This window comes from Pseudomonas sp. RC10-4-2 (genome assembly GCF_050433085.1).
Classification (GTDB): domain Bacteria; phylum Pseudomonadota; class Gammaproteobacteria; order Pseudomonadales; family Pseudomonadaceae; genus Pseudomonas; species Pseudomonas aeruginosa.
Map to the genome: position 1 here is coordinate 36994 of NZ_JBNPXX010000010.1, position 10376 is coordinate 47369.

Consider the following 10376-nt stretch of genomic DNA (forward strand, 5'->3'; position numbering starts at 1 on the left):
GGGGCTTTTTCATGAGCGCCCGGCAATCAGGCGCGATCGCGTTCCAGCAGCGGCTTGAGGAAGTGGCCGGTGTGCGACTGGGGCATCTCGGCCACCTGCTCCGGCGTACCGTTGGCGATGATCTGGCCACCCTTGGAGCCGCCCTCGGGGCCGAGGTCGACCAGCCAGTCGGCGGTCTTGATCACGTCCAGGTTGTGCTCGATCACCACCACGGTGTTGCCGTGGTCGCGCAGGCGGTGGAGCACGTCGAGCAGTTGCTGGATGTCGGCGAAATGCAGGCCGGTGGTCGGTTCGTCGAGGATGTACAGGGTCTTGCCGGTATCGCGCTTGGACAGCTCGCGGGACAGCTTGACCCGTTGCGCCTCGCCGCCCGAGAGGGTGGTCGCGCTCTGGCCCAGCTTGATGTAGGACAGGCCGACGTCCATCAGCGTCTGCAGCTTGCGCGCCAGGGCGGGGACGGCGTCGAAGAACTCGCGGGCTTCCTCGATGGTCATCTCCAGCACCTCGTGGATGCTCTTGCCCTTGTAGCGGATCTCCAGGGTCTCGCGGTTGTAGCGCTTGCCCTTGCAGACATCGCAGGGAACGTAGATGTCCGGCAGGAAGTGCATCTCCACCTTGATCACGCCGTCGCCCTGGCAGGCCTCGCAACGGCCGCCCTTGACGTTGAACGAGAAGCGGCCGGGACCGTAGCCGCGCGAGCGGGCCTCCGGCACGCCGGAGAACAGTTCGCGGATCGGCGTGAACAGGCCGGTATAGGTCGCCGGGTTGGAGCGCGGGGTACGACCGATCGGGCTCTGGTCGATGTCGACCACCTTGTCCAGGTGCTGCAGGCCGTCGAACGAGTCATACGGCGCCACTTCCAGGGTAGTCGCGCCGTTCAGCGCGGTGGCGGTGATCGGGAACAGGGTGTTGTTGATCAGCGTCGACTTGCCGGAGCCCGAGACCCCGGTGATGCAGGTGAACAGGCCGACCGGGATTTCCAGGTTGACGTTCTGCAGGTTGTTGCCGCGGGCGCCTTTCAGCTTCAGCAGCTTCTTCTTGTCGCGCGGGGTGCGCTTGGCCGGAACCGCGATTTTCTTGCGCCCGGAAAGGTACTTGCCGGTCAGCGAGTCGGGGTGGTTCATCACCTGGTCGGGCGTACCTTCCGCCACTACCTGGCCGCCGTGCACGCCGGCGCCCGGACCGATGTCGACGACGTAGTCGGCGAGTCGGATCGCGTCCTCGTCGTGCTCGACCACGATCACCGTGTTGCCGAGGTTGCGCAGGTGGGTGAGGGTGCCGAGCAGGCGCTCGTTGTCGCGTTGGTGCAGGCCGATCGAGGGTTCGTCGAGGATGTACATCACTCCCACCAGGCCGGCGCCGATCTGGCTGGCCAGGCGGATGCGCTGGGCTTCGCCGCCGGACAGGGTGTCGGCGCTGCGGTCGAGGGTCAGGTAGTCGAGGCCGACGTTGACCAGGAATTGCAGGCGGTCGCGGATTTCCTTGAGGATCTTCGCCGCGATCTCGCCACGGCGGCCGGTCAGGCTGAGTCCGGCGGCATACTCGCAGGCTTCGCCGACCGGCATCGCGGTGATCGCCGGCAGCGTCCGGTCGCCGACCCACACATGCCGCGCCTCGCGGCGCAGGCGGGTACCGTGGCAATCCGGGCAGGGCTGGGTGCTGAGGAACTTGGCCAGCTCCTCGCGGACCGTGGCCGACTCGGTCTCGCGGTAGCGCCGCTCAAGGTTCGGCAGGATGCCTTCGAAGGGGTGCGAGCGCTTGACGATGTCGCCGCGGTCGTTGAGATAGCGGAAGTCGACGTTTTCCCGGCCGGAGCCGTAGAGCACCACCTTCTGGTGTTCGGCGCCGAGTTCGTCGAAGGGTTCTTCCAGGCTGAAGCCGTAATGCTGGGCCAGCGAACCGAGCATCTGGAAGTAATAGACGTTGCGCCGGTCCCAGCCGCGGATCGCGCCCTCGGCCAGGGTCAACTCGCCGTTGACCACCCGGCGCGCGTCGAAGAATTGCTTCACGCCGAGGCCGTCGCAGGTCGGACAGGCGCCGGCCGGGTTGTTGAAGGAGAACAGCTTGGGTTCCAGCTCGCTGATAGAGTGGCCGCAGACCGGGCAGGCGAAGCGCGCCGAGAAGATGATCTCCTCGACATCCTCGTCCTCGTCCATCGGTGCTACCAGGGCGATACCGTCGGCCAGGGACAGGGCGGTCTCGAACGACTCGGCCAGGCGTTGCTGGAGGTCCGCGCGAACCTTGAAGCGGTCCACCACCACATCGATGCTGTGCTTCTTCTGCTTATCCAGTTTCGGCACTTCGTCGAGTTCGTAGAGCTTGCCGTCGACCCGGGCGCGGACGAAGCCCTGCGCGCGCATCTCGTCGAACACCGCCAGGTGCTCGCCCTTGCGCTCGCGGATCACCGGCGCCAGCAGCATCAGCTTGCTGCCTTCCGGCAGGGCCAGGACCTGGTCGACCATCTGGCTGACGGTCTGCGCCTCCAGCGGGATGTCGTGGTCCGGGCAGCGCGGGGTACCGACGCGGGCATAAAGCAGGCGCAGGTAGTCGTAGATCTCGGTGATCGTACCCACGGTGGAGCGTGGGTTGTGGGAAGTGGACTTCTGTTCGATGGAAATCGCCGGCGACAGCCCTTCGATGGTGTCCACGTCCGGCTTCTCCATCATCGACAGGAACTGCCGGGCGTAGGCCGAGAGGGATTCCACGTAGCGCCGCTGGCCTTCCGCATAGAGCGTGTCGAAAGCCAGGGAAGACTTGCCGGAACCGGAAAGACCGGTGATCACGATCAGTTTGTCGCGTGGCAGTGTGAGGTCGACGTTCTTCAGGTTGTGGGTACGCGCCCCACGAATCAGGATCTTATCCACAGCGGCCTCGCATGGCGGGCGAAAACCGCTGATTATACGGCTGGCCGCTAGCGCGCGGCAAAGTGGCGCGCCTGTGCCGCGAGGGGGCGGACTGGTAGAATGCGCGGCATTTTTCCGGCGCGGGCATTGCCCCGGCCGCCCAGGAGCGGGCGGCGGCGCCATCGGCAGGGGCATGAGGCCTTGCCCTGCAGCGGTTTCTTCCATGAGGGTGTTATGCACGACTCACATACTGAGCGGATGAGCGGTACCGAAACGCGAGCGGCCGTCGGGCTGTCACTGGTATTCGCCTTCCGCATGCTCGGCATGTTCATGGTCCTGCCGGTGCTGGCCACCTACGGCCAGGACCTGGCCGGCGCGACCCCGGCGCTGATCGGCCTGGCCATCGGCGCCTATGGCCTGACCCAGGCGATCCTGCAGATTCCCTTCGGGACCATTTCCGACCGCATCGGCCGGCGCCCGGTGATCGTCGTCGGGCTGCTGATCTTCGCCGCCGGCGCGGCCCTCGCGGCCAATGCCGACTCCATCTGGGGGGTGATCGCCGGCCGCGTCCTGCAGGGCGCCGGGGCGATCTCGGCGGCGGTGATGGCGCTGCTCTCCGACCTCACCCGCGAGCAGCACCGGACCAAGGCGATGGCGATGATCGGCATGAGCATCGGCGTCTCCTTCGCCGTGGCCATGGTGCTCGGCCCGGTGCTGACCCATCTGTTCGGCCTGCATGGGCTGTTCTGGTTCACCGCCGGGATGGCGCTGGTCGGCCTGCTGCTGATCCTGTTCTTCGTCCCGCAGCCGGACCACATGACCCAGCACCGCGAATCCAGCGTGGCGCGCCAGGCCCTGCTGCCGACCCTGAAGCACGGCGACCTGCTGCGCCTGGACGCCGGCATCCTGATCCTCCACGCCATCCTCATGGCCAGCTTCGTCGCCTTGCCGCTGGCACTGGTGCACGAGGGTGGCCTGCCCAAGGAGCAGCACTGGTGGGTCTACCTGACCGCGCTGCTGGTCGGTTTCTTCGGCATGGTGCCGTTCATCATCTACGCCGAGAAGAAGCGTCGCATGAAGCGCGTGCTGACCGGCGCGGTGGCGACCCTGCTGGCCTGCGAACTGTTCTTCCTGGTCTTCGGTCACAGCCTGGCCATGCTGGTGGTCGGCACGGTGGTGTTCTTCACTGCCTTCAACCTGCTCGAAGCCTCGCTGCCGTCGCTGGTCAGCAAGGTCTCGCCGGCCGGCGGCAAGGGCACGGCGATGGGGGTGTATTCCACCAGCCAATTCCTCGGCGCGGCGCTGGGCGGCATCCTCGGCGGCTGGATGTTCCAGCACGGCGGGCTGAGCATGGTGTTCATCGGATGCGCGGTGCTCGCTGCCCTCTGGCTGGCGATTGCTGTTACCATGCGCGAACCGCCTTATGTGACCAGCATTCGCCTGCCGCTCGCGCCCGCCGCGCTGCAGGACGCGGTGCTGGTCCAGCGATTCAGGGCGTTGCCCGGTGTGGCAGACGCCGTGGTGGTGGCCGAGGAGGCCGCCGCCTATGTCAAAGTGGATACCCAACAAGTGGATCGCACCGCCCTCGAGCGCCTGGCCCAGGCCGCGCCGGGCGGATGCTGAACCTTAGGAGAACGTCATGGCCCGTGGGGTTAACAAAGTCATTCTGGTTGGTAACGTCGGTGGTGACCCGGAAACCCGCTACATGCCCAACGGCAATGCGGTGACCAACATCACCCTCGCCACCAGCGAGAGCTGGAAGGACAAGCAGACCGGCCAGCAACAGGAGCGCACCGAATGGCACCGCGTGGTGTTCTTCGGCCGCCTGGCGGAGATCGCCGGCGAGTACCTGCGCAAGGGTTCCCAGGTCTACGTCGAAGGCAGCCTGCGCACCCGCAAGTGGCAGGGCCAGGATGGTCAGGATCGCTACACCACCGAGATCGTGGTCGACATCAACGGCAACATGCAGTTGCTCGGCGGCCGCCCCTCCGGCGACGATTCGCAGCGCGCCCCGCGCGAGCCCATGCAGCGCCCGCAGCAGGCCCCGCAGCAGCAGTCGCGTCCGGCCCCGCAGCAGCAACCGGCGCCGCAACCGGCCCAGGACTACGACAGCTTCGACGACGACATTCCGTTCTAAGCGACGCCCTTGCGGCGCGGCCCGTCCGCGCCACGGGCAGACCTTCGAAGACCCCCTGCCGCCCTCGGGCCGCAGGGGGTCTTCGTTTTCAGGCGACGCCGCGCTGCAAGGGCACTTCGTCCAGGCCGCCTATGGCGGATAGAGCTTCCCGCATGGCACTGAGCTTAAGGCAGGTTTCGCGATACTCGTGGGCCGGTTCCGAATCGCCTACCAGACCGCAGCCGGCGAACAGGTAGCCCCGGCCCGGCGTGAGCAGGGCCGAGCGCAGCGCCACCAGGAAATCGCCGTTGCCTTCGCCGTCGAGCCAGCCCAGCGGCGCGGCGTACCAGCCGCGGTCCATCCCTTCGTGCTGGCGGATGTAGTCCAGCGCCGCGCTGCGTGGGTAGCCGCCCACCGCGGGGGTCGGATGCAGCGCCTGCAGCAGCCGCAGGATGCCGCCTGCGTCAGCGAGGCGGGCGCGGATCGGCGTGTTCAGGTGCTGGACTCGCGCCAGTCGTTTCAGGCCGGGCGCATCGGGGATTTCCAGTACCTCGCTGAAGGGTTCCAGGGCCGTACGGATCGCCTCCACCACCAACTGGTGTTCGTGCCTGTCCTTGGCGCTGTCCAGCAGGGCCTGTCCGAGCCGCGCATCTTCCTGGGCATCGCCGCCGCGGGCGATGGTCCCGGCCAGGGCATGGGTGAGTGCCTCGCCGGCGCGAATGCGGACCAGGCGTTCCGGGGAGGCGCCGAGGAAGCAGGCGTTGCCGCGGCGACAGGCGAACAGCTGGGCGTCGGCATGTTGCAGACGCAAGTGTTCGATGACCTGCCACGGCTCGATGTCGCCGAGAGGCCGGGCCTGGGTGCGGGCCAGCACGACCTTGCCGAAGCGTCCCTGGCGGACACTGCTTACCGCGTCGCTCACCTTGGCTTCCCATTGCCTGCGCTCCTGCGCCGAAGCGTCGCCCTGCGCGCCAGCGGTCGGCCCCGAGGGCCGGCGTCTGGCCGGCTGCCTCAGGCGCAGTAGCGCCGAGCAGTGGTAGGCGGCCAGGGCCAGGGCATCTTCGCCGGGCTTGGCCAGGTGTTGGCAGAGTACCCGGTAGCGTTCGCCCTCGCGCAGCACGGTGATGCCGGCGAGCATCAGGCTGGCATCGGCGAAGGCTTGCCAGTGTTCCTCGCGCGGGCCGCGCGGATCGAAGCGGAATCCGCCGCACAGGCGCGGCGCCAGCGGGCCCTCGACCACGGCGTCGGCGCAGAGCAATTGCCAGTTTTCCTCGATCCGGGCGAAGCGCTGTTCGCCGTGGCCTTGCAGCTCCAGGGCGCAGCCCCAGGCGAAGAACGCCAGCTCGGGCTGTTCCCAGTACAGGCAGGGCGTTTGCCGGTCGTCCCAGGCACCGAATACCTGCAGCGGGTCCAATGGGTCGATCTCGAACGACGCCGCCACCAAGACCGGACGATCGAGCGCCTGCGCTTGGCCGATGGCGCGCTCGAAGGTGCCGCGCAAGGCGTGCAGGCACTGGCTCAGGGGCGCCAGCCGGCTCATGCGGCACCCCGTGTCTGGCGCCAGTACTTGATCTGCTCGGCGATGTACCAGTGGATGATCTGCGCGAACAGTCCCTCGACGAAGGGCGCGTCGAGTCCGTTTTCCTCGGCCCAGCGGGCGCGCTCGGGGAGCATCGCGGCGACCCGCTCGGGCGCCGGAATCGCCGCCTCGCTGGCCTTGAAGCGCGACGCCGCCTTGACGTAGTCCATGCGGCGGCCGAGGGCCTGGACGATATCCAGGTCGATCCGGTCGATGGCCTCGCGGATGTCCGCCAGGCCGGTGCAGTCTTCGGGAGTTTTCATCATGCAACCTCTCGGGAAAGGGCGTCGGGATGTGCGAGGCGGCGCAGCAGGTGCTCGATCACCGCGTCGCGCCCCTCGCTCAGGTAGAAGTGGCCGCCAGGAAAGCGCCGCAGCCTGGCGGGGGGCCGGCTGGCGTCGCTCCAGGCCTGCGCCTCGGCGGCGCTGACTTCCTCGTCGTGCTCGCCGAGGAGGACGTCGAGGGCGCAGGCCAGGGCGATGGGCTGCGCCCGTCGGTAGGTCTCGATCGCCTGGTAGTCGGCGCGCAGGATCGGCAGGAACAGCGCGCGCAGGTCGGCGTCCTCGAGTAGCTCGCTGGCGCCACCCTGGCGGCGGACGTCCTCCAGCAGCGTCGCCTCGTCGCCGCGGTGCAACGCGCCGCCGCGTTGCCGGTGCGGTGCCGGATGGGCGGAGACGAACAGGTGGCGCAGCGGCGCGCCGGCGCTTTCCAGGCGCAGGGCGGTTTCGTAGGCCAGCGCCGCGCCGAGACTGTGGCCGAACAGCGCCAGGGGCGCGTCGGCGAAATCGCGCAGGGCGAGGGCGGCGCCGTCGGCGAGGTCCTCCAGGCGGGTGGCCGGCGCCTCGTTGAAGCGGTCCTCGCGACCCGGGTACTGCAGGGCAAGCAGGTCGATGTCTGGCGGCAGGCGTTCGCTCCAGCTACGGAAGAAGCTGGCGCTGCCGCCTGCATGGGGGAAGCAGGCCAGGCGCAGGTGCGGCATCGGCGTCAGGCGGAACGGCCGGACCCAGGCGGCGCTCATGCGCGGGCCTCCAGCTCGCGGCGCAGGCGCTCGCGCAGGTCCTTCTTGCTGATCTTGCCGATGCCGGTCTGGGGGAAGGCCGGGACCAGCTCGATGCGGTCCGGCACCTTGAACGCGGCCAGCCCGCAGGCGTGCAGGTATTGCTTCAGCTTCAGCGCCGAGGGCGCCGGTTGGCGCGGGATGACGAAGGCGCAGGTGCGCTCGCCGAGCAGGCTGTCGGGCATCGCCACGACGGTGGCGTCGTGCACCTGCGGATGGGCTATCAGCAGGTTCTCCACCTCTTCCGCGGCGATCTTCTCGCCGCCGCGGTTGATCTGGTCCTTGTCGCGGCCCTCCACCACCAGGTAGCCGTCCTTGTCGCGGCTGACCCGGTCGCCGGTGCGGTAGAAGCCGTCCGCGCTGAAGGCCTTGGCGTTGTGTTCGGGCAGGCGGTAGTAGCCGCGGATGGTGTAGGGACCGCGCACGGTCAGTTCGCCCACCTCGCCGGGGCCGACCTCGCGGCCCTCGGCGTCGACCACCCGCACTTCGTCGTCCGGCGACAGCGGCCGGCCCTGGGTATGCAGCACGCGTTCGGGCGGATCGTCCAGGCGGGTGTAGCAGATCAGCCCCTCGGCCATTCCCAGCACCTGTTGCAACTGGCAGCCGAGCACCGGTTCGACGCGTTGCGCGGCACTGCTGCCGAGCCTGGAGCCGCCGACCTGGAGCAGACGCAGGCTGGATAGATCGGCGCGGCGGCTTTCCTGGGCATCCAGCCAGAGCATCGCCAGCGGCGGTACCAGGGCGGTGTGGGTGACCCGTTCACGGGCGATCAGGGCGAAGCAATGCTCGGGATCGGCGCGCTGGCTGACCACCACGCGGCCGCCGGCCAGCAGCGTGCCGATCACTCCGGGGCAGCAGAGAGTGAAGTTGTGCGCCATCGGCAAGCCGGTGAGGTACACCGTGTGCTCGTCGAAGCCGCAGACCTCGGCGCTGGCGCGGACGTTGTAGAGATACTCGCGATGACGCCGGGGAATCAGCTTCGGCGTGCCGGTGGTGCCGCCGGACAACTGGAAGCAGGCGATATCCTCGGCGCGGGCGGCGCAGTCTTCCAGCGCGTCGGCCTGGTACAGCGGTGCCAGCGCTTGCAGCGGCGCCTCGGCCTCGCCGTGGATCAGCGCCATCCGGCAGGCGCCGCTGGCGAGCAGCTCACGGACCATCGGCCGTGGGTCGAAGCCGTCGATCCGTTCGGCGCCGATGTAGGCCTTGGCCTCGGCGAAGCGACAGAAACCGCTGATCTCATGCTGGCGATGGGCGGGGAGGGCGAGCACCGGGCGTACGCCGAGCTGGAACAGGGCGAAGCAGGTCTCGACGAAGGCGATGCCGTTGGGCAGGTGCAGCACTACCGTGTCGCCATGTGCGAGGCCGGCCTGGCGCAGTCCGGCTGCCAGGCGGCGGCAGCGCTGGAGCAGGTCGGCATAGCTGAGCCGCTGGTCGTCGTCGCAGAGCGCGATCCGCCGCGGATGGCGCGCGGCGCTGGTGGCCAGGGCTTCGGCGAAGCTCTGGTCCTGCCAGTGGCCGGCGTCGAGATAGCGGCGGACGAAGGCGGCGGGCCAGTCGGGGGCGTCGTCGACGGCCGATGGGGTGACGGGCGAGGAAGTCATGCGATCTCCGTGGATGCGGTCGATTGCCATTGCTGGGAAATGAGATTTATTATCATTGGCGGGCGGCAGGGACCGCGCAAGCCCGCGCCTTTCGATTGCGGGGCTTTTTCATTCGCTGCAGGGGCGGAGTGCAGGGCGCTTTGTCCATCTCCGCTAAAAAGTCCCCCTGCCCCCACGTATCCAGGAAGGCGTCGCCGCGTCGGCAGCGCCCGGGCTACAGGAAAACCTGATGACCATCACCATCATTGCTCCGCCACAGGCCGATGCCGCCGCGCCGGCACCGGGCAACCGGCCCGGCGTCGCGCACATCGATCCGAACATGAAGCTGGTGACCGGAACCTTCTGTTCGGCCAGCGAGGACTGGTTCGAGGAACCGCTGGAGCGCGGCCTGCGCCTGATCCTCGTGCAGAGCGGCCAGTTGCGCTGCCGGATTCCCGGCCAGCCCGAGCACCTCATCGAGGGGCCGAGCCTGTGCACCATCGCCAACGATGGCGACTTCACCTCGGCGCAGATCTACGGCACCGACAAGCCGTTGCGCTACACCATCGTCCAACTCGGCGTCGAAGCCCTGGACAGCCGCCTCGGCTGGCTGCCCGAGCAACTGATACGCCGCCCCGGCGGCGATCCGCGAATCATGAGCTGCCCGGCGCCGCGGGCGATGCAGGCGTTGGCCTCGCAGATCGCCACCTGCCAGATGCTCGGTCCGACCCGCGATCTCTACCTCGGCGGCAAGGCCCTGGAGTTGGCCGCGCTCAGCGCACAGTTCCTTTCCGGCGAGGGGCGCCCCGTCGAGGAGCCGCGCATCACCTGCTCGGAGGTCGAGCGCATCCACGCCGCCCGCGACCTGCTGGTCGGCGCCTTGCAGGAGCCGCCGTCGCTGGACACGCTGGCCAGCCGCGTGGGCATGAACCCGCGCAAGCTGACTGCCGGCTTTCGCAAGGTGTTCGGCGCCAGCGTATTCGGCTACCTGCAGGAATACCGCCTGCGCGAGGCGCACCGGATGCTCTGCGACGAAGAGGCGAACGTCTCCACGGTGGCCTACCGGGTGGGCTACAGCCCGGCGCATTTCTCCATCGCTTTCCGCAAGCGCTACGGCATCTCCCCCAGCGAGATCCGCTGAGTCTCCGCGACGACCCCCGACCCGGCCACGGGAGGGGTGTCGCCGCTGCGGGATGACGCT

The 10376-nt window shown here is 68.5% G+C and carries 8 protein-coding genes; 3 read left to right on the forward strand and 5 right to left on the reverse strand.

Annotated features, from left to right (window positions below):
- Positions 1–26: 26 nt before the first annotated feature.
- Complete coding sequence (uvrA, locus tag FHW81_RS30145; RefSeq protein WP_003093663.1) at positions 27–2864, reverse strand: excinuclease ABC subunit UvrA; 2838 nt, start codon at positions 2862–2864, stop codon at positions 27–29.
- A gap of 213 nt (positions 2865–3077) precedes the next feature.
- Here uvrA and FHW81_RS30150 point away from each other — a divergent pair, with 213 nt between their 5' ends.
- Positions 3078–4466 (forward strand): MFS transporter, encoded by a 1389-nt coding sequence (locus tag FHW81_RS30150; RefSeq protein WP_003103910.1) that lies wholly within the window; start codon positions 3078–3080, stop codon positions 4464–4466.
- Between the two features lie 16 nt (positions 4467–4482).
- Positions 4483–4980 carry a single-stranded DNA-binding protein gene (gene ssb, locus FHW81_RS30155; protein WP_003114685.1) on the forward strand — a complete coding sequence of 166 codons (498 nt, stop codon included), beginning with the start codon at positions 4483–4485 and terminating at the stop codon, positions 4978–4980.
- An 88-nt stretch (positions 4981–5068) separates the two neighbouring features.
- On the opposite strand, the gene pchA is transcribed toward ssb, so the two are convergent.
- From pchA to pchD, 4 genes are read right to left on the reverse strand one after another with little or no spacing between them, the layout of a single operon-like run.
- Positions 5069–6499 (reverse strand): isochorismate synthase PchA, encoded by a 1431-nt coding sequence (gene pchA, locus FHW81_RS30160; protein WP_003114686.1) that lies wholly within the window; start codon positions 6497–6499, stop codon positions 5069–5071.
- A complete protein-coding gene (pchB, locus tag FHW81_RS30165; protein WP_003106950.1) occupies positions 6496–6801 on the reverse strand; it encodes an isochorismate lyase PchB in 306 nt (101 codons plus the stop codon). Before pchB ends, pchA begins: the two co-directional genes overlap by 4 nt.
- Positions 6801–7556, reverse strand: coding sequence for a pyochelin biosynthesis editing thioesterase PchC (gene pchC / locus FHW81_RS30170; protein ID WP_096314561.1), 756 nt, complete (start codon positions 7554–7556; stop codon positions 6801–6803). The genes pchB and pchC overlap by 1 nt, the downstream gene beginning before the upstream one ends.
- The gene (pchD, locus tag FHW81_RS30175; RefSeq protein WP_023085650.1) at positions 7553–9196 is read right to left on the reverse strand and encodes a pyochelin biosynthesis salicyl-AMP ligase PchD; all 1644 of its coding nucleotides are present in this window, start codon (positions 9194–9196) and stop codon (positions 7553–7555) included. Before pchD ends, pchC begins: the two co-directional genes overlap by 4 nt.
- 229 nt (positions 9197–9425) lie before the next feature.
- On the opposite strand from pchD, the gene pchR reads away from it, so the two are divergent.
- Entirely contained in the window at positions 9426–10316 is an 891-nt protein-coding gene (gene pchR, locus FHW81_RS30180; protein ID WP_003106955.1) for a pyochelin biosynthesis transcriptional regulator PchR, read from the forward strand.
- The last annotated feature ends 60 nt before the right edge of the window (positions 10317–10376 follow it).

What these genes read in the sequence shown, in the direction of transcription:
- FHW81_RS30150 (WP_003103910.1), top strand. Translation starts at nt 3,078, where the DNA reads ATGCACGACTCACATACTGAGCGGATGAGCGGTACCGAAACGCGAGCG.
- ssb (WP_003114685.1), top strand. Translation starts at nt 4,483, where the DNA reads ATGGCCCGTGGGGTTAACAAAGTCATTCTGGTTGGTAACGTCGGTGGT.
- pchA (WP_003114686.1), bottom strand. Translation starts at nt 6,499, where the DNA reads ATGAGCCGGCTGGCGCCCCTGAGCCAGTGCCTGCACGCCTTGCGCGGC.
- pchB (WP_003106950.1), bottom strand. Translation starts at nt 6,801, where the DNA reads ATGAAAACTCCCGAAGACTGCACCGGCCTGGCGGACATCCGCGAGGCC.
- pchC (WP_096314561.1), bottom strand. Translation starts at nt 7,556, where the DNA reads ATGAGCGCCGCCTGGGTCCGGCCGTTCCGCCTGACGCCGATGCCGCAC.
- pchD (WP_023085650.1), bottom strand. Translation starts at nt 9,196, where the DNA reads ATGACTTCCTCGCCCGTCACCCCATCGGCCGTCGACGACGCCCCCGAC.
- pchR (WP_003106955.1), top strand. Translation starts at nt 9,426, where the DNA reads ATGACCATCACCATCATTGCTCCGCCACAGGCCGATGCCGCCGCGCCG.